We start from the raw sequence: 17,762 nt of genomic DNA on the forward strand, positions 1-17,762 counted from the left end.
CACGCCCGAATCGATGACGTTGACCGAGGGTTGCGCAGGTGGGAGCCTTGCCATAATAGGGCTCAACTCATGTACGTTCCTGCTCAACCCTGGTCTCCGGATTCATGGCGTGAACGGTTCAACGCTGCGCCGCTCCCCTATGACGATCCCGACGCCGTCCAGGTGGCCGTCGAGAAGCTCCGGGCGCTGCCGCCGCTCGTGACCTCGTGGGAGGTCGAGCGACTCAAAGGCTATCTGGCCGAAGCGCAGCTCGGCCGCCGGTTCGTGCTCCAGGGGGGAGACTGCGCGGAGACGCTCGACGACTGCCGCCCGAACATCGTCACGAACAAGCTCAAGATCCTGCTCCAGATGTCGCTCGTGCTGGTGCACGGCGCCCGCAGGCCGGTCGTGCGCCTCGGGCGCTTTGCCGGGCAGTACGCCAAGCCGCGCTCCAGCCCCGTCGAGACGCGCAATGACGTGAGCTTGCCCAGCTATTTCGGGGATCTCATCAATCGCGCCCCCTTCGACGCCTCCGCCCGGCGCCCCGATCCAAACCTGATGATCGCGGGATACCAGCACGCGGCGATCACCCTGAATTTCATCCGTTCCCTGTCGGAGGGCGGCTTCGCCGATCTGCACCACCCCGAGTACTGGGACCTGAGCTTCCTCGAGCGGGCGGATCTGCCCGGGGAGCTGCGCGAGCGATACCAGCGGATGACGGAGCAGGTCGGGGAGGCCCTTCGGTTCATGGAGGCGCTCGCGGAGGTGCCGGTCGGGGAGCTCTCTCGGGTCGAGTTCTTCACGAGCCATGAAGGGCTCAACCTGCACTACGAGTCCGCGCAGACGCGGAAGGTCGCGCGCCGGCCTGGCTTCTACGACCTGACGACCCACCTGCCCTGGATCGGCGAGCGCACACGGCAGCCGGACGGCGCGCACGTCGAGTTCTTCAGCGGCGTGGAGAACCCGCTGGGCATCAAGCTCGGCCCGAAGACGCTCCGCGATGACGTCATCCGCCTCCTCGATCGGCTCAACCCGGCGGACGAGCCGGGCAAGATCGTGCTCATCGTGCGCATGGGCGCGGGCCGCGTGCGCGACGGGCTCCCGCCGCTGATCGAGGCGGTGCGGTCCGCGGGGCGCAAGGTGCTCTGGATGTCCGACCCGATGCACGGCAATACCCAGACGACGTCCAGCGGGATCAAGACACGGAATTTCGAGGATATCCTCACCGAGATCGAGGCGAGCTTCGAGGTGCACGAATCCATGGGATCCCACCTCGGCGGCGTCCACTTCGAGCTCACGGGCGACGATGTCACCGAGTGCGTCGGGGCGGGGCTCACGGAGTCCGATCTCGACCAGCGCTACGCCAGCCTGTGCGATCCGAGGCTGAACTACCGCCAGTCGCTCGAGATGGCGTTCCGCATCGCCCACCGCATGGCGGAGGCCTCCCGGCGCGCGAAGGGCTGAGTCGAGGGCAGGAGTCTCCTGCTGGCGTTCCGTCGAGACTGCCCAATGAACACCCGCAGGGGGTAGTTCGCCATGCAGACCATCTCGACGGAACAGGGTGAGAGCCGACAGGGCGGAGAGCAAGCCGCGACGGATGCCTCGCACGAGTGCCCGCAGCGCTCCGGCGCCAGCCCCACGCTGCTCGAACATTTCCTGCCTGAGGCCGATATCGTCATGAACCACGCGATCGTGGTGATGGCGCCACCGGAGGTGACGTACGCCACGCTGAAGAGGGTGGATTTCGCGAGGAGCCGCTCTCTCCTGCTGCGCGCGGTCTTCGCGCTCCGCCTGGCCGCCGTGCGGCGCGCCCGGCGCAGACTCCGCCTCGCGCCGCTCCCGGCGCGCGCGCGGATGTCGCTCCAGAACATCGAGGATTACGGCCAGTCCAAGCTTGCCGAAAAGGAGGGCTCCGAGATCGTCATCGGCTCGATCGCGCGCCTGTTCAACGTGGAGAGCCTGTTCACGAGGCGGACCGCGGCCGAGTTCAAGTCGTTCGACTGCCCGGGTCATTTCAAGGCGGCGGCGAGCTTCGTCGTGATGCCCTACGGACAGCGCCGGACGCTGCTCGCGTACGAGACGCGCATCCGCGCGACCGACACGCGGACGAGGCGGCGGCTGTTCCTCCTGGACGCGCTGACGGCGCCGCTCGGGAGGCTCGTCATGCGCCGGATGCTCCGCGTCGTCGCCAGGGTCGCCAACTACCAGTGCGCGGCGCCGGCGCATCATCATCGCCAGCAGGCCACGTAGCGCGATCACTGGCGATCCGTCGAGACTACCCCAATGAATCACCGCAGGGGGTAGTTCGCCATGCAAAGCATATCGAGAGAACAGGGTGAGCTCCGGCAGGGAGCGGGTCAGTCCATGACGGGCGCCTCGTCCCAGGGCCAGCAGCGCTCCGGGGCGTGCCCCACGCTGCTCGAGTACTTCCTGCCGGAGGCCGATATCGTCGCGAACCACGAGATCGTGGTGATGGCGACGCCGGAGGTGACGTACGCCGCGCTGAAGCGGCTGGATCTGGCGAGGAGCCGCTCTTTCCTGCTGCGCGCGGCCCTCGCGCTCCGCGTGGCCGAGATCCGGCGCGCCCGGCGCCGGCTCCGCCTCACGCCGCTGCCCGCGCGCGCGCGGATGACGCTCCTGAACGTCGAGGACTACGGCGAGATCAAGCTGGCAGAGAAGGAGGGCTCCGAGATCGCCATCGGCTCGATCGGGCGTCTGAAGAACGCAGAGAGCCTGTTCACGAGGCGGACGCCCGCCGAGTTCAAGGCGTTCGATTGCCCCGGGCACATCAAGATGGTGGGGGGCTACATCGTGACGCCCTACGGCCAGCGTCGGACGATGCTCTCGTACGAGCTGCGTATCCGCGCGACCGACACGCGGACGCGGCGGGGGCTGTTCTTCTGGGACGCCCTCATGAGGCCCCTCAACAGGTTCCTCATCCCCCAGATGCTCCGCGACGTCGCGAGGGCCGCCGAGCGCCAGTGCGCCGAGCCGACGTACCGCCAGGCCACGTAATCCCCTCGGTGTGCCGGGCGCGGGCCGCAGGCCGCGCGCCGGCCACGAGCGGGCGCGCACGGCTCGCGCCCCCGCCGGGAGCGCTGCCCGGGCGCGCCTTGCGCCGCGGCCCTCGCTCGTGCACCCTACGCGGCGAAGGAGGCCCGCCATGCACCCCATTGCATCGACGAGCCTCGGCCTGACGCGCCGCTGAGCGCGCCGGCGAGGCTCACATCCCCGAGTTCATCTCGCGTGTCGCTGGAACTGCGCGGCCGACGCGTAGGTGCGTCGCTGCGCTCTCGGGAGCATGGCATGGGCAAAGATCGATCGCGGAGCCGCGAACGCGCGCGCTCCGTCGTGGATGCAGGTTCGTTGTTCGGTGGGACGGCGGCGCGGAGCGCGCAGCGCAAGGAGCGCCAGCTCTGCCGTCAGGTGCAGGAGGCGGTGAGCGACGCGCTCGCCGCGCTGCGCGACGACGTCCTCCAGGACGTCTGGGTGATGGGTGTGGAGCCGGCGCCCGACGCCAGCCGGCTCGCGGTGGTCGTGCAGGTCAGGCCTGGCACGCCGCCGGAGGTGGCGGCGGCGCGGCTGGAGAAGGTGGCGGGCTACGTGCGCGCGGAGGTCGCCGGGGCGATCACCCGCAAGCGCGCGCCGACGCTCGCGTTTCAGGTGCTGCCGCCGGAGGGAGAGCCGTGAGCGCGCGCATCTCCGCGTGGCTCCCGGACGGCGCGAGCGCGGCGCTCAGCGCGTCGCTCTCGCGGCTCGCGCGCACCGACGACGTCGCGCACATCGCGGTCATGCCCGACGCGCACGTGGCCGACGACGTGTGCGTCGGCACGGTGACCGCCACGACCCGTCGCCTCTTGCCGGCGGCGGTCGGCGGCGACATCGGCTGCGGCATGGTCGCGCTGCGGCTCCGCGCGGACGCCGATCTGCTCACGGATCGCGATCGCGCGGCGCAGCTCCTCTCCGCGCTGCGGGGCCGCGTCCCGCACCTGCTGCGCCCGGCCGCCGGCGCCCCGCCGCTGCCCGGCGATCTCGCCGAGGCGCGGCTCGGCGCGCCTCGCCTCGAGGCGATGAAGCACCGCGAGGGCCGGATGGAGCTGGGTACGCTCGGCCGGGGCAACCATTTCCTGGAGGTGCAGCGCGACGAGGAGGGCGCGCTGTGGCTGCTCCTCCACAGCGGCTCGCGCGCCATGGGCCCGGCGATCCGGCAGCACCACGAGGCGCTCGCGGCGCGGGATCCGTCGGGCGTCCGCTTCCTCGACGCCGACAGCGAGGCCGGGCGCGCGTACCTCGATGATGCAGCCTGGGCAGCGAGGTACGCGCGGGCGAGCCGCGCGCGGATGGTCACCGAGGCCCTCTCGCTCTTCGCCGAGCTGTTCGGCGTCGACGCCGACGCGTCGTCGCGCATCGAGATCGATCACAACCACGTCCGGCGCGAGGAGCACGGCGGACGCGCGCTGTGGGTGCACCGCAAGGGCGCCATGGGGCTCCGCGAGGGGGAGCCCGGCGTCGTGCCCGGGTCGATGGGGAGCCCGAGCTTCCACGTCGAGGGGCGCGGCCACCCCGAGGCGCTCGGCTCGTCAGCGCACGGCGCCGGGCGCGCGCTGCCGCGGGGCGAGGCGCGCCGCCGCATCGGCGCGCGGCAGCTGCTGCGCGAGGCCGAGGGCGTATGGTTCGATCACCGCCTCGCGGACCGGCTGCGCGAGGAGGCGCCCTCGGCCTACAAGGACATCGGCGCGGTCATGCGAGCGCAACGCGACCTCGTGCGCGTCGTCCGCCGGCTCTGGCCGGCGCTCGTCTACAAGGCGCCATGAGCGGACCCGTCACGGCCGGTCGAGGGTGACGACGGGCGACGTCCACGTCTCCCAGTGCGCCTCGTTGTCCGGATCGCCGAGCGCCCGGAGCGCGCGGAGCTTGATCAGGTAATCCCCGTCCGGCACGACGGTGTGCCTCCCGTCGAGCTTCGTCGTGCCCTTCCATCCATACCGCGTGACCGCCGTCGCGGACGCGCTCTGACCGACGTGGGACAGCATCAACGCGCGCCCCCACGGCTTCGCCGTGGCGGCGTCGACGATGTCCAGCGTCAGGAGCTCCGCGCCGTGATCGAGGTGGACGACCACATACGGCGTGTCGTCCGACGCCAGCGTGTAGACCGCACCGCGCGGCTGCTGGGTCAGGCGCGTCCCGCTCAGCTTGCCGAGCCACGGAGCGCCGAAACCCGACGGCTTGAGGAGGGGCAGGCTCTGGTAATCGCCCTTGAAGCCCGCATACGGCACCCGCAGCAGGCCGTCGGCCGCGCCGCCTCGCGGCGTGAACACGAGGTAGCCGCCGAACAGGCCGCCTTCCGCGAGCGCGTCGCTCGCCGTGACGGTGACGGAGACGGTCGCGCTCCCGGCCGCGGGCACCGTCACGCTCGCGGCGCTGAAATCGACGCGCGCGGCGCCGGTCGTGGCGCTCGCCGGCGCCCAGTGGTCGCCCCCGGTCGCGCACGCCGCGGGCGTGTGTGACAGGTCGTAGGTGACGTCGTGCCCGCTCGAGTTCTCGAGCGTCAGCGTGCGCGCGGCGGGGCCGGCCTCGCTCTCTCCGAGCGAGAGCTTTCCGGGGCTGATCACGGTGGTCGCGCGGATCGCCCGGTCGACGCGGATCACCCCTGCGCCCTGCCGGTGCGCGCTCTCCGGCACGCCGGCGCCCAGATCGCCGCTCCACGGCGCGGGGACCGCGCTGTTCTGGAGGACGTCGCGCACGCGCGCCGCGGACAGCTCCGGGCGCGCGGCGAGCAGGAGCGCGACGGCCCCGGCCACGTGCGGCGCCGCCATCGACGTCCCGCTGAGCGTGTCGTACGAACCTTGCTCGATCGGCACCGTCGAGTAGATCGTGCCGCCGGGCGCGGCGAGATCGGGCTTGAAGGACAGCGCCGCGCTCAGGCCGTGCGAGCTGAAGCGGGAGACGAGGCCCGCGGTGCTGTTCCGCGCGGCCACGGCCTGGTGCGTCCAGCTGTGGGTCACGGGCCCCGCGTCGAGACGCGCGTTGAGCAGCTCGCCGTCGGCCTGCGCGATCCCCACGACCGGGATGGTGATCGGAGGGTCGCCCTCCACGGACGGGCTCATCGCCCCGGACCGGTCGTTGTAGAACAGGACGCCGGCGGCGCCCGCGGCCTGCGCGTGCGCGGCCTTCTGGTGGAACGAGCAGCCGCCGCGCCGGACGAGCGCGATCTGGCGCGCGAGGCTGCCGGCGGGGAGCTCGGCGCACGCGTCGCGGGCGCTGGTGGTCGTCCCCGTGCGCGCGAGGGCGGCGCTCCCCGAGAGCGGCGCGGGCGGGCTCCCGGCGCCGCGGGTGTAGCCGATCACGGCGTTGCCCGGCGCGACGGTGAACGACAGGGTGGTGACGCGCGTGCTGTCGACGGACGCGGTGCCGATGACCGCCTCACCCACGCCGGGCGCGCCCGCGGCCCAGAGCCCTTTCTCGCCGCTGTTGCCGATCGACGCGACGACCACGACGCCGCGCGCGACGAGCGCGCTCGCCGCCGTGGCCGTCGGGTAGTCAGGCCACTGGAACGGCGTTCCGATGCTGATGTTGATGACGTGCATGCCATCGCTGGCTGCCCGCTCCATCGCCTTGAGGATGATGTCGGCGCGCGAGCCGCCGCGGCAGCCGAACACGCGGTACGCGCCGAAGGTCACGTCCGGGGCCACGCCCTGCACGACCCCGTTCGCCCCGATGATGCCGGCGACGTGCGTGCCATGGCCCAGGCAATCGTCCGGCTCTCCGTCGGGCACGGGCGGCTTGGTCGCGTCACCAGCGACGAAATCGTCGCCGACGAAATCGTAGCCAAACGCCACGCGGCAGCCCGGGCCGAAGCAGCCTCCGAGATCGGGGTGATGGTAGTCGACGCCGCTGTCGATCACGCCGACGCGGATGTCCTCGCCGGTCACGCCGAGCTCCCGGCGCGCGACGTCCGCGCCCGACATCTCGCCTGCGACGGCGAGGTCCGGGTCGACCGTCGGCGCGGCGCGCGTGGTGTCGAGCTCCACCGGCGCCACGGGGTAGACGGCCTTGACCCCGGGCATGTCCACGAGCGCAGCCGAGCTCTCCTGCGCGACCCGGACGGAGAGGCCGTTCCAGAGCTCCTCGAACGAGAATCGTTGTTTGTACCGGAGCCCGCGGGCCGCGGCAGCTCGCCGGAAGAGATCCCGCTCCTGGTCGATAAGGCCCTTGACGCTGGCGCCACCGATGCCTCTCGCGGCCGGCGCTCGCTCGAACTCCACGAACCAGAGCTCCGTGGCCTCCTCCGGCGCGAACGTCGCTTCACCTGGCGCCGAGTCGTCCGGAGGGACAGTGTCCTGGCCCGCCTCCTTGTCTCCAGTCTCTCCGCTGCACCCTGAAATGGCGAACCAGAGAGATGCCAGAACGAGCCGACAACCACCGCACCTCACACGCCCCTTCCCGCGCGCTCCCATCATCGATTCAGCTATGTTCGATGACGCGAATCGGTCAAGCGCGAGCGGCGCGAGAACGGAGGGCGGCGCGCGCCACAGACCGTCATTGTCGCAGACCATGGAAGAGTGGTTGTTTCAGAGCAGCCGCCCTTTCGGGTAGGGCGTAACGAGAGCTGCGCTGTGCGGCCCTGCCACGCGCGACGGAGCGCGGTGGCGCGACGACCACGGAGCCCAGGGCGCCATGAGAGGCGCCCTCGAGAGGTCGTTATCTCGCGATGTCGTCGCTGTCCTGCCATGCCGCGGCGTACGAGCTCGTCGCGCTCAGGACGCCGCCTCGGCCTCCGGCGGCGCGGGGACGGCCCCGGACGTTGCCGGTCCTCGAGCGCTCGACTAGCGTGGCGCGGCTCTCCGGCGCGGGCCGCGCCGGGGCTCGGATGCACGATGACGGTCCTCGAGCGCGCCCTGTTCTCCTTGCACCATCGCCTGGTCCACGTGCCGCGCGTGGGCCGCGTCGCGCGGGCGCTCGCCGCGCAGGTGGGCCCCGCGGCGTCGCTGCTCGACGTGGGCGCGGGCGACGGCACGGTCGCGCTGGAGGTCGCGCGCCTGGTCGGGGCGCTCCGCGTCGTCGGCGTGGACGTGAAGGCGCGTCCCGGGGCGGCGCTGCCGGTCATCGGCTATGACGGCGAGCGCCTCCCCTTCCCCGACGCGGCGTTCGAGGCGGTGCTCCTCTCCGACGTGCTGCACCACGCCGCGCGCCCCGGCGCGCTGCTCGCCGAGGCGCTCCGGGTCGCGTCGCGCGTCGTCGCGCTCAAGGATCACTTCCGGTTCGGCCCAGTCTCGGAGCGCGTGCTGCTCTGGATGGATCTCGCCGGCAACGCCGCGCCCGACGTCGAGGTGCGGGGCACGTACTTCACGCCGGGCGAGCTCGTCGCGCTCGCGCGCGGCGCGGGCGGGCGCATCACCGGCCTCGAGTGGCCGCTCCGGATCCACGACCTGCCGTTCCGCCTCGTGACCCAGGATCGGCTCCAGTTCGCGGCGCGGATCGAGCGCCTGGCCGCGGAGATCACCGGAACCACGGGAGACGCGCGATGACGGAGCTCAGGTCGTTCGTCGTCGGCGGCGCCGGGTTCATCGGGAGCCACCTTATCGATCGCCTGGTCGAGCGCGGCCCCGTGACGATCTACGATAACCTCTCTGTCGGGCGCCGCGCGTTCGTGGCGTCGCACCTCGCCTCCGGGCGCGCGACGCTCGTCGAGGCCGACGCCCTCGATCTGGAGCGGCTCACCGAGGCCATGGCGGGCCACGACCTCGTCGTGCACCTCGCGGCGAACCCCGAGGCGCGCTGGGGGCTCGCGCGGACGCGGCTCGACCTCGATCAGGGCACCATCGCGACGTACAACGTGCTCGAGGCGATGCGGCGGACGGCCGTCAGCCGGCTGATCTTCTCGTCCTCCGGGACGGTCTACGGCGACACCGCGCGTCGGTGCGCGGAGGGCGATCTCGGCGCCCTTCCCATCTCGCTCTACGGCGCGAGCAAGCTCGCGGGCGAGGCGCTCATCAGCGCCTACGTCGAGTGCTTCGGCCTCACGGCGTGGATCTACCGCTTCGGCAACGTCGTCGGGCCGCGCGGGACGCACGGCGCGGCGCTCGATTTCCTGAAGAAGCTGCGCGATCGGCGGACGGAGCTCGAGGTGCTCGGCGACGGGCGCCAGTCGAAGCCGTACCTCGATGTCCGGGACTGCGCGGAGGGGATCCTGTTCGGCTTCGACCAGGCCAGGGAGCGGCTCAACATCCACAACCTCGCGCCCGAGGACGCGACGAGCGTCTCGCGCATCGCGGAGCTGTGCGTGGCGGCGTCGCCCTATCCGGACGCGGTGATCCGGTATCAGGGAGGCGAGCGCGGCTGGCCTGGCGACGTGCCGCGATCGCGGATGGATCCTGGCAAGCTGGCGGCGCTGGGCTTCCGCGTGCGCCACACGAGCGACGAGGCGGTCCGGATGGCGGTGGAGGCGCTGGCGAGCGAGGTGTTCGGCGGCGAGCTGGCGCGACGAGCGCAGTGACCGCGCCGTCGACGCGGCCGCCGCCGCGCGGGTCGGCCGCGGTGGTAGAGTCCGCGCATGTCTGAGCTCACCCTCTACCTCGGGAACAGGACCTATTCATCGTGGTCGCTCCGGGCCTGGCTCGTCCTGAAGCAGGCTGGCGCCGATTTCGAAGAGGTGGTGATCCCTCTCCAGGCGCCCGGCACGCGCACGCTGGAGATCCAGCGTTACTCTCCGTCGGGCAAGGTGCCGGCCCTGCAGCACGGGGCGCTCACGATCTGGGAGTCGCTCGCGATCGCCGAGTACGCGGCGGAGCTCTTCCCCGCGGCGAAGCTCTGGCCGGAGGCGCGCGACGCGCGCGCCGTCGCGCGATCGGTGAGCGCCGAGATGGCGAGCAGCTTCGCCGCGCTCCGCACCGCGCTGCCGATGAACGTGCGGCGGAAGATCCAGGGCGTGGCGCTCACCGACGCGGCGTCGCAGGACATCGCGCGCGTCCAGGCCGTGTGGAACGACTGCCGATCGCGCTTTGGCCAGGGAGGCGAGTTCCTGTTCGGGCGCTTCAGCGTGGCGGACGCCATGTACGCGCCGGTCGCGACGCGGTTCGACACATACGGCGTCGAGCTCGACGCGGTCTCCCGGCGCTACGTGGCGTCGATCCTCGCGCTGCCCGCGATGCAGGCGTGGATCGCGAAGGCCAGGGAGGAGCCGCACATCATCGAGGCGTACGAGGCCATCGGCGTGGTGGGCATGTAACGCGTAAACAGGTGGGCAGAGGCGAGCGCGGCCCACGCCGCGCTCGGGATCACCGACGGCGCCGCACCGCGAGGCGGCGACCGGCGACGGAAAGCGCTAGACGGGGACATGCCGCACGAACTCGATCTTATCCTCACGATCACGGGCGGGCTCACCGGAGCCCTAGCGCTCGGCTTCGTCACCCAGCGCCTAAGACTGTCCCCCATCGTGGGCTACCTGCTGGCCGGCATCCTCGTCGGCCCCTTCACCCCGGGGTTCGTGGCGGACAAGCGGCTCGCGGACCAGCTCGCGGAGATCGGGGTCATCCTGCTGATGTTCGGGGTCGGCCTGCAGTTCCACGTCCGCGAGCTCCTCGCCGTGCGCAAGGTCGCCGTGCCCGGCGCCCTGATCCAGATCGCGGTCGCCACGGCGCTCGGCGCCATGGTCGGCCGCGCCGCGGGCTGGACGTGGGGCGCGGCGGTCGTCTTCGGCGTCGCCATCTCGGTGGCGAGCACCGTCGTGCTCACGCGGGTCCTCAGCGACAACGACGTCCTGCACACCCCCGCTGGCCACCTCGCCATCGGCTGGCTCGTGCTCGAGGACGTCTTCACCGTGCTGGTGCTCGTGCTGCTCCCCGCCGTGATGGGCGAAGCCGCGGGCGCGGGCGCGGCGGGCGTCGCCGTATCCGTGGGGGTCGCGGTCCTGAAGCTCTCCGGGCTCGTGGCGTTCATCTTCATCGTCGGACAGCGCGTCATCCCCGCGCTGCTGGGGTACGTCGCGAAGACCGGCTCGCGGGAGCTCTTCACGCTGACGGTGCTCGTCGTCGCGCTCGGCGTCGCCGTGGGCTCGGCCATGCTCTTCGGATCGTCGATGGCGCTCGGCGCCTTCCTCGGCGGCCTGGTCGTCGGCCAGTCCGACTTCAGCTCGCGCGCCGCGTCGGAGGCGCTCCCGATGCGCGACGCGTTCGCCGTGCTCTTCTTCGTCTCGGTGGGCATGCACCTCGACCCGGCGCAGCTCGCCGCGGGCTGGCAGCTGGCGGCGGCGACGCTCGCGGTGGTGCTGATCGGCAAGCCGCTCGCCGCGCTCGTGGTGACGACGCTGCTCCGCCGCCCCCTCCAGACCGGCTTCGCCGTGGCCCTCTCGCTCGCGCAGATCGGGGAGTTCTCGTTCATCCTCGCGGCGCTCGGCAAGAAGCTCGGCGTGCTCCCCGTCGAGGCCGAGCAGGCGCTCGTCGTCGCCGCCATCGTGTCGATCACGCTGAACCCGATGCTCTTCGGCTTCCGCGATCGCCTCGCGCGGTGGACGTCCGCGCTCTTCCAGCAGCGCGACGCCGCCCTCGCGGAGGCCGAGGCCGCTTCGCTGGACGAGCACGCCCACCGCACCGTCGTGGTGGGCTACGGCCCCGTCGGGAAGACGCTGACGCGGCTGCTCCGTGAGAACGGCATCGCGCCGACCGTCGTCGAGCTGAACCTCGACACGGTCAAGCAGCTGCAGGACCAGGGCATCCGCGCGATCTACGGCGACGCCACGCAGCGGGAGATCCTCGAGCGGGCCGGGGTCGGGACGGCGGACAGCCTGCTGTTCACGGCGGCCGGCGCGCCCGGGGACGGGGTGATCGAGCAGGCGAAGGGCGTGAACCCGCGGCTGTTCGTCCTCGCCCGCGCCTTCTACCTGCGCGAGGTGACCGCGCTGAAGAAGGCGGGCGCGGACGTCGTGGTGACCGGCGAGGCGGAGGTCGCGTTCTCGATGACCGAGCGCCTCCTCGTGCGGCTGGGCGCGACGTCCGAGCAGCTCGAACGCGAGCGCGATCGCGTCCGGAGCGAGCTCTTCGGCAGCGGCTCACCAGGGCCTCGCCCCGCGGTGCACGACGCCTGACCTCGCGGCGGGCATGCGCCCCGCGGCCCCGGCGCTCCCGAGCGGGGCGCAGGTTCACTTCGACTTGCCGAGCCAGGTCACCCCGCCCACGACCAGCGTGAGCCCGACGACCTGCTGCCACGTGGCCGGCTCCCCGAGGATGACCCACGAGAACGCGATCGTGAGCACCGGGCCCAGCGTCGAGAACGTCGCCGCGCGGCCCGCGCCGAGCCGCCGGATGGCGGCGGCGAGCAGCACGATGGGGAGCACCGTGCTGATCGTCGCCATCGCCGCCGCGTACCCCCACACCGACGCCGGGAGCTCGCCCAGCCTCGCCGGGCTCCCCGTCGCCGCGTAGTGCGCGAGCACCATCAGGCACGATGCCGCCCCGCAATACGCGGCGAGGCGCGTCGAGCCAACCCTGGAGGCGAGCTTGCCGACGCCGATGTAGTAGAGCGCGTAAGTCACCGAGCTCGCGAACACCCACGCTCCGCCGATGGCGACGGCCCGCACGTCCCCGGATTGCTCGAGATCGTGCCAGACGGCCGCCCCGAGCCCGAGATAACACACGGCGAGCGCTCCCCAGGCCTTCCCGTGGACTGGCTGCTTCAGCCACACCGCGCCGATCAGGAGGACGAGCGTCGGATACACGAACAGGATCAGCCGCTCGAGGCCGGTGCTGATGTACGTGAGCCCGATGAAGTCGAACAGGCTGGAGAGGTAATATCCGATGAACCCGACGATCAGCACACCTCCCCAGAGGCGAGGCGTCAGCGGCCCTTCGACCGCGCCGCGCTCCCTCCGGACGAGCCACAGGAAGAACGGCAGCGCGATGCCCATCCGCAGCGCGAGCAGCGTCACCGCGTCGACGGGGTGCGCGGCGTAGGCGAGCTTCACGAAGATCGCCTTGAGCGCGAATGTCGCCGCCGAGAGGACGGCGAACGTCCGGCCGTCGTCGAGGAGGCCAGCCCGGATCTCGCCCGTCAACGCGCCCACGCCCTCATGAGGGGACATCCCATCTGCTTCTCTGCTCTTCACCAGGCTCGCTCCACCAGGGGACCGGACATCGTCGCCGACAGCCCGCCTCCGGGCCGGCGCGCTCCTCCGGCGGGAGGCGCGCCGGCATTGCGCGCAGGAGCGCGCGTTTGCCACCGCACGAGGCTGCCTCGAAGTGAGGCGGGCACATTTCAGGTAGAGGACGATCTCCTGCTTGGGTAGCGGTCTCGACCTCTCGGGCGTCGGCCTCTGGGGACGCCAGATCGCGCCGCGCTCCCCGGGAGCCTTGGGCTAAGCTCCCGTCTCCCATGACGTCTCCTGCTGGCCCAGGCACCGCCGCGCGCGCTCACGGCGGCGGCGCGCTCGCCTCGTCCGGCGCGCCGCCCGCGCCCCCCGTGAAGCGGCCGCGGGCGCCGATCCCGCAGGAGCCCTCCGGCGTCCACCAGCTCGGCGGCTCGTTCCTCCAGATCGCCGCCACGGTGGGCGGCATGGCCGTGCTCGCGGGCAAGATCGCGGCGCGCGTGGCCACGCTCCGCGTCGACGGCGCCGAGTTCATGCGCAACCTCTACAGGATGGGCGTCAAGTCGATGCCCATCGTCGTCGTGACCGCCCTCTTCACCGGCGCGATCATGGTCATCCAGGCGGCGCCGCTGGTCGAGCGCTTCGGCGCGCACGGCCTGCTCGGCTGGGGCGCCGGCTTCGGCACGCTCCGCGAGATCGCCCCGCTGCTCACGGCGCTCATGATCAACGGCCGCGTCGGCGCCAACAACACCGCCGAGCTCGGCACGATGGTCGTCACCGAGCAGATCGACGCCCTCCGCGTCCTCGCGATCGACCCGGTGAGCTTCCTCATCGCCCCGCGCTTCCTCGCGATGGTGCTGACGCTGCTCCTCTCGGTCATCTTCGCCGACGCGCTCGCCCTGCTCGGCGCCGCGCTGACCGGCGACCTCCTCCTCGGCGTCGCCCCGGCCGTCTTCTACAACGGCCTCACGAGCGGGCTGCTCGACATCGGCGACGTCATGAGCGGCCTCGTCAAGAGCGTCGTCTTCGGTGTCGTGCTCGCGCTCTCGAGCTGCCAGTACGGCCTCGGCGTGACCGGCGGCGCGCCCGGCGTCGGCCGCGCCGTCAACGCGACCGTCGTCGCCTCGGCCGCCGGCATCTTCATCCTCGACTACTTCGTCTCCTTCACGCTCGACTGATCGGCGGCGCCGCGCATGCCCTCCCCGGACAAGAGCTCCTCCGATCGCCCGAGCGCCGGCCCGCCCTCGAGCGAGCTCAGGGATGTCGCGCCGGAGGCGTCCGGCGTCGCCGCGATCGGCGCCGCCGCGCTGTCCCTCTTCCAGTCGGCGCGCGAGCTCTACTCGGTATTTGTGAGGACGCTTTACTACTGCGCGAAGGGGCGCCGCGAGCCGGGCGCGGTGCTCCAGCAGATGTACGAGATCGGCAACAAATCGCTGTTCTTCCTGACGGTCGTGATGGGCTTCATCGGGATGATCATGGTCTTCCAGGCCGGCCAGCAGGCGAAGCGGGTCATCCCGGATCTGACCATGCTCGGGGCGACGTACCTCGAGCTGCTCGTCCGCGATCTCGCCGCGTCGATCGCCGCGCTGATGCTCGCCACGCGGGTCGGCGCGGGCATCGCCGCCGAGATCGGCTCGATGGTGGTGACCGAGCAGGTCGACGCGCTCCGCATGTGCGCGGCCGATCCGATCGACTACCTCATCAAGCCGCGGTTCATCGCGAGCCTCCTCATGACCACGTGCCTCATCGTCTGGAGCGCCGCGGTCTCCTTCACCACCGGCATGGTCACCGCGTACAGCATGTTCGACGTGAGCCCCGAGACGTTCATGAACGTCAGCCTCGTCGACGCGGGTGATCTCGCGACGGGCCTCGCGAAGTGCGTGGCCTACGGCGCCGCGATCCCGGTGGTCTCGGGCCACTCCGGGCTGTCGACCTTCGGCGGCAGCGAGGGCGTTGGCTGGGCGACGACGCGCGCGGTCGTGAACTCCTCGCTCGCGGTCATCGTGCTCAACATGCTGATCTCGGCGGCCGCTTTCCTGATCTTCCGCTAGGCGGGCGGCCCCGCCGCGCCGCGCCGGCGCCTCACTCGATCGGCCCCTCGGCGCTGCCGGTGATGAACTGCTGCACGACCGGATCCGGCGAGCCCTGGAACGCCGCGCGATCCCCGAGCAGGCGCACCAGACCTTGATAGAGCATGACGATGCGGTCGGCGATCGTGAAGATGCTCACGAGGTCGTGGCTCACGACGATGCTCGTCACGCCGAGCGTGTCGCTGAGCTCGCGGATCAGCTTGTCGACGCGCCGCGCGCTCACCGGATCGAGGCTCGTGGTCGGCTCGTCGAAGAGCACGTAGCGCGGGTCGAGCGTGAGCGCGCGGGCGATGGCGACGCGCTTGCGCATCCCGTCGCCGAGCTCCGGCGGGAAGCGGTCCCCGAACTCGCGCATATGCACCTGCTCGAGCCGCCGCAGCGCCTCCGCGAGCGCCTCCTTCGGCCTGAGCCCCTTGTGCTTGCGGAGCGGGAGCGCGACGTTCTCGGCGCACGTCATCGAGTCGAACAGCGTCGAGTGCTGGAACACCATCGCGCACTTCATCCTCACCGGGTACATCCGGGCCTCGTCGAAGCGGCTCACCTCCTCTCCGTCCAGCCAGATCTCCCCGCCGTCCGGATAGAGCAACCCCACGAGGTGCTTGATGAGCACGCTCTTCCCGACCCCCGACTGCCCGATGATGAAGAACACCTCGCCGTCCTCGACGTCGAACGAGACGTCCTTGAGGACATCTTTGGGGCCAAAGGATTTTCGGACATTTCGGAACGAAATCATCGGGACCTGGCAATTCCGGGAAGACGTGAGAGAAGAAGCGAGAGAAGAAGCGAGAAGCGCGGTTGCGTCAAAGCAATGGCTGCGCGAAGCGTCACGCCGCCCGCTGGAATATCGCGCTGCGGCAGGTGGATCCTGGCCTATTTCCCTCACCCCGCCGCCGCCAGATCGGAGAAGATAACGAACTCATGGCAAGCCCGCGATCGATCGAGGTTAAGGTCGGGATCCTCATCCTGACGGCGCTCGGGCTCCTCGCCACGTTCATCCTCGTGATGGGCGGGGTCAACTTCCAGCCGAAGTACTCGATCTACGTCGAGTTCGACAACCCGGGCGGCCTCCAGACCGGGGCGCCGGTGAAGATCGCCGGCGTGGAGGTCGGCAAGCTGAGCGAGATCCACTTCAGCGGCGGCAAGCTCGGCAAGGACGGCAAGCGCGAGCCGCTCGTGCGGATCCAGGTGCGCCTCGAGGAACGCTACCAGCAGAGCATCCACGACAACGCCACGTTCTACGTCACCACGCAGGGCGTGCTCGGCGAGCAGTTCCTCGCGATAGAGCCCGGCTCGACCGACAGGCCGGTGATCCCGCCGAACGCCGTCGTCCGGGGGCTCGATCCGCCGCGCCTCGACATGCTGCTCGCCGAGGGCTACGAGCTCCTGCACGCGACGGTCTCGGCGATGCGCGAGCACCGCGAGGAGGTCGGGGAGGCGTTCGACGGGCTCCGGAAGACGCTGAAGGGCACCGGCGACTTCATGCACCGAAACCAGGATCGGCTCGATCGCATCGCCGAGAACGTCGAGCAGATGAGCGTCGACGGCACCGATCTCGTGAAGGACGCCCGGCAGCGGTACGTGAACAACCCGCAGATCGACCGCATCCTCGCCAACACCGATCAGCTGACCGGGACGGCCGCGCGCGATCTGCCGCCGCTCATGGCGGACGCGCGCGAGACGCTGGCGAACGCGCGCCGCCTCTCGACCACGGTCGGCGGCGAGACCGAGCAGGTCAAGATCAGGAAGACGCTCGACGACATCGCCGAGATCGCGGGCAGGGCGAGGGCTGCGACCGCCGACGCCCAGGCGGTCCTCGCCCACGTGAAGCGCGGCAAGGGGACGGTCGGCGCGCTCGTGATGGATGAGCAGCTGTTCGACGACCTGCAGGAGCTCGCACGCGACCTGAAGCACAACCCCTGGAAGTTCTTCTGGCGCGAGTGAGCGGCGCCGCGCGCGTCCTGCGAGGGCGCGCGTCCTGCGAGGGCGCACGACAGCGCCCCGCGCGCCGGGCCGATGACCCGGGCGTGAGCGCGATGTACATCCGTGGGCCGTCGGGTCCCCGCCGGCCCTGACGGTCGATCAGGTCAGCCTGACCAGCGGGGCGCCTTCCGTGACGGCGGCCCCCTCGGTGACGAGGATCTCCTCGACCGTCCCCGCTTCCTCAGCCTCGACAGGCATCTCCATCTTCATGGACTCGAGGATGACGACGACGGTCCCCTCTTCGACCTCGTCGCCCGGCTTGACCTCGATCTTCCAGACCGTACCGGTGATGTGCGCCTTGATGAGTTTCGCCATGGGCGCGCGACGCTACCGGAGAGCCACCGAGAATCCAACGGGGCCGTGGTGAGCGAAGGAGCCCGCCCTCGGGCGGCACCTTCTTCCGTGATGCCCTGGGCGCCCTCGGCGACGGACCAGTTCGTCCGGCGGCGCAGGCGCGCGGTGACGAGCGGGGGGAACGGAGGTGAACCAAGGAGGACCAAGGAGAACGGAGGGCACGCGAGGTAAACGAGGTGGCCGACGTGGCCGAGGTGACCGAGGTGAACACGTGGAGGTGAGGTGGAAGGGACGGAGCGCAACGATTTCCGCTGGTACCTGCGGTGCACCACGGCGATACT

Annotated in this window: 16 protein-coding genes; 12 read left to right on the forward strand and 4 right to left on the reverse strand. The window is 71.2% G+C overall.

All coding sequences use genetic code 11. The annotated features are described in order from the left end of the window. Window positions 1-69: 69 nt before the first annotated feature. From WMF11_RS20625 to WMF11_RS20645, 5 genes are all read left to right on the forward strand, one after another. Window positions 70-1,443 carry a 3-deoxy-7-phosphoheptulonate synthase class II gene (locus tag WMF11_RS20625; RefSeq protein WP_437978662.1) on the forward strand — a complete coding sequence of 458 codons (1,374 nt, stop codon included), beginning with the start codon at window positions 70-72 and terminating at the stop codon, window positions 1,441-1,443. Window positions 1,444-1,515: 72 nt separating this feature from the next. Beyond that, on the forward strand, window positions 1,516-2,229 hold the full coding sequence (locus WMF11_RS20630) for a hypothetical protein (RefSeq protein WP_437978663.1): 714 nt from the start codon (window positions 1,516-1,518) through the stop codon (window positions 2,227-2,229). Window positions 2,230-2,343: 114 nt separating this feature from the next. Next, window positions 2,344-2,994, forward strand: coding sequence for a hypothetical protein (locus tag WMF11_RS20635; protein WP_437910165.1), 651 nt, complete (start codon window positions 2,344-2,346; stop codon window positions 2,992-2,994). A 351-nt stretch (window positions 2,995-3,345) separates the two neighbouring features. Beyond that, the gene (locus WMF11_RS20640) at window positions 3,346-3,669 is read left to right on the forward strand and encodes a ribosome-binding factor A (RefSeq protein WP_231864927.1); all 324 of its coding nucleotides are present in this window, start codon (window positions 3,346-3,348) and stop codon (window positions 3,667-3,669) included. Beyond that, window positions 3,666-4,793, forward strand: a complete 1,128-nt coding sequence (locus WMF11_RS20645) for an RtcB family protein (protein WP_437978664.1) — start codon at window positions 3,666-3,668, stop codon at window positions 4,791-4,793. The genes WMF11_RS20640 and WMF11_RS20645 overlap by 4 nt, the downstream gene beginning before the upstream one ends. A 9-nt stretch (window positions 4,794-4,802) precedes the next feature. On the opposite strand, the gene WMF11_RS20650 is transcribed toward WMF11_RS20645, so the two are convergent. Further along, window positions 4,803-7,439: a S8 family serine peptidase gene (locus WMF11_RS20650; protein ID WP_437978665.1), complete on the reverse strand. Its 2,637-nt coding sequence runs from the start codon at window positions 7,437-7,439 to the stop codon at window positions 4,803-4,805. A gap of 417 nt (window positions 7,440-7,856) precedes the next feature. On the opposite strand from WMF11_RS20650, the gene WMF11_RS20655 reads away from it, so the two are divergent. The 4 genes from WMF11_RS20655 to WMF11_RS20670 all read left to right on the forward strand — a co-directional run bounded on the left by WMF11_RS20655 (window position 7,857) and on the right by WMF11_RS20670 (window position 12,061). After that, on the forward strand, window positions 7,857-8,507 hold the full coding sequence (locus WMF11_RS20655) for a class I SAM-dependent methyltransferase (RefSeq protein ID WP_437978666.1): 651 nt from the start codon (window positions 7,857-7,859) through the stop codon (window positions 8,505-8,507). Continuing rightward, entirely contained in the window at window positions 8,504-9,475 is a 972-nt protein-coding gene (locus tag WMF11_RS20660; protein ID WP_437978667.1) for an NAD-dependent epimerase/dehydratase family protein, read from the forward strand. Before WMF11_RS20655 ends, WMF11_RS20660 begins: the two co-directional genes overlap by 4 nt. A 57-nt stretch (window positions 9,476-9,532) precedes the next feature. After that, on the forward strand, window positions 9,533-10,207 hold the full coding sequence (locus tag WMF11_RS20665; protein ID WP_437978668.1) for a glutathione S-transferase family protein: 675 nt from the start codon (window positions 9,533-9,535) through the stop codon (window positions 10,205-10,207). 108 nt (window positions 10,208-10,315) lie between these two features. Next, a complete protein-coding gene (locus WMF11_RS20670) occupies window positions 10,316-12,061 on the forward strand; it encodes a cation:proton antiporter (RefSeq protein ID WP_437978669.1) in 1,746 nt (581 codons plus the stop codon). Window positions 12,062-12,115: 54 nt separating this feature from the next. Here the strand turns inward: WMF11_RS20670 and WMF11_RS20675 are convergent, their stop codons facing one another. Next, on the reverse strand, window positions 12,116-13,054 hold the full coding sequence (locus WMF11_RS20675; protein WP_437978670.1) for a DMT family transporter: 939 nt from the start codon (window positions 13,052-13,054) through the stop codon (window positions 12,116-12,118). Between the two features lie 290 nt (window positions 13,055-13,344). Here WMF11_RS20675 and WMF11_RS20680 point away from each other — a divergent pair, with 290 nt between their 5' ends. Both WMF11_RS20680 and WMF11_RS20685 read left to right on the forward strand, forming a co-directional pair. Beyond that, window positions 13,345-14,235, forward strand: a complete 891-nt coding sequence (locus WMF11_RS20680) for an MlaE family ABC transporter permease (protein WP_437910183.1) — start codon at window positions 13,345-13,347, stop codon at window positions 14,233-14,235. 15 nt (window positions 14,236-14,250) lie between these two features. After that, window positions 14,251-15,108 (forward strand): MlaE family ABC transporter permease, encoded by an 858-nt coding sequence (locus WMF11_RS20685; RefSeq protein WP_437554072.1) that lies wholly within the window; start codon window positions 14,251-14,253, stop codon window positions 15,106-15,108. A gap of 31 nt (window positions 15,109-15,139) precedes the next feature. Here WMF11_RS20685 and WMF11_RS20690 read toward each other — a convergent pair whose 3' ends face one another. Continuing rightward, window positions 15,140-15,880: an ABC transporter ATP-binding protein gene (locus WMF11_RS20690; protein WP_437978671.1), complete on the reverse strand. Its 741-nt coding sequence runs from the start codon at window positions 15,878-15,880 to the stop codon at window positions 15,140-15,142. 185 nt (window positions 15,881-16,065) lie between these two features. On the opposite strand from WMF11_RS20690, the gene WMF11_RS20695 reads away from it, so the two are divergent. After that, complete coding sequence (locus WMF11_RS20695; RefSeq protein ID WP_437554075.1) at window positions 16,066-17,088, forward strand: MlaD family protein; 1,023 nt, start codon at window positions 16,066-16,068, stop codon at window positions 17,086-17,088. 138 nt (window positions 17,089-17,226) lie between these two features. Here WMF11_RS20695 and WMF11_RS20700 read toward each other — a convergent pair whose 3' ends face one another. Further along, entirely contained in the window at window positions 17,227-17,442 is a 216-nt protein-coding gene (locus WMF11_RS20700) for a biotin/lipoyl-binding carrier protein (RefSeq protein WP_437554077.1), read from the reverse strand. Window positions 17,443-17,762: the final 320 nt, after the last annotated feature.

This window comes from Sorangium sp. So ce295, assembly GCF_051527405.1.
Taxonomy (GTDB): domain Bacteria; phylum Myxococcota_A; class Polyangia; order Polyangiales; family Polyangiaceae; genus Sorangium; species Sorangium cellulosum_B.

Coding starts and splice junctions, on each gene's coding strand:
- WMF11_RS20630 (WP_437978663.1), top strand. CDS start 1,516: ATGCAGACCATCTCGACGGAACAGGGTGAGAGCCGACAGGGCGGAGAG.
- WMF11_RS20660 (WP_437978667.1), top strand. CDS start 8,504: ATGACGGAGCTCAGGTCGTTCGTCGTCGGCGGCGCCGGGTTCATCGGG.
- WMF11_RS20680 (WP_437910183.1), top strand. CDS start 13,345: ATGACGTCTCCTGCTGGCCCAGGCACCGCCGCGCGCGCTCACGGCGGC.
- WMF11_RS20690 (WP_437978671.1), bottom strand. CDS start 15,880: ATGATTTCGTTCCGAAATGTCCGAAAATCCTTTGGCCCCAAAGATGTC.
- WMF11_RS20635 (WP_437910165.1), top strand. CDS start 2,344: ATGACGGGCGCCTCGTCCCAGGGCCAGCAGCGCTCCGGGGCGTGCCCC.
- WMF11_RS20700 (WP_437554077.1), bottom strand. CDS start 17,442: ATGGCGAAACTCATCAAGGCGCACATCACCGGTACGGTCTGGAAGATC.
- WMF11_RS20685 (WP_437554072.1), top strand. CDS start 14,251: ATGCCCTCCCCGGACAAGAGCTCCTCCGATCGCCCGAGCGCCGGCCCG.
- WMF11_RS20675 (WP_437978670.1), bottom strand. CDS start 13,054: ATGTCCCCTCATGAGGGCGTGGGCGCGTTGACGGGCGAGATCCGGGCT.
- WMF11_RS20650 (WP_437978665.1), bottom strand. CDS start 7,439: ATGATGGGAGCGCGCGGGAAGGGGCGTGTGAGGTGCGGTGGTTGTCGG.
- WMF11_RS20670 (WP_437978669.1), top strand. CDS start 10,316: ATGCCGCACGAACTCGATCTTATCCTCACGATCACGGGCGGGCTCACC.
- WMF11_RS20625 (WP_437978662.1), top strand. CDS start 70: ATGTACGTTCCTGCTCAACCCTGGTCTCCGGATTCATGGCGTGAACGG.
- WMF11_RS20665 (WP_437978668.1), top strand. CDS start 9,533: ATGTCTGAGCTCACCCTCTACCTCGGGAACAGGACCTATTCATCGTGG.
- WMF11_RS20655 (WP_437978666.1), top strand. CDS start 7,857: ATGACGGTCCTCGAGCGCGCCCTGTTCTCCTTGCACCATCGCCTGGTC.
- WMF11_RS20695 (WP_437554075.1), top strand. CDS start 16,066: ATGGCAAGCCCGCGATCGATCGAGGTTAAGGTCGGGATCCTCATCCTG.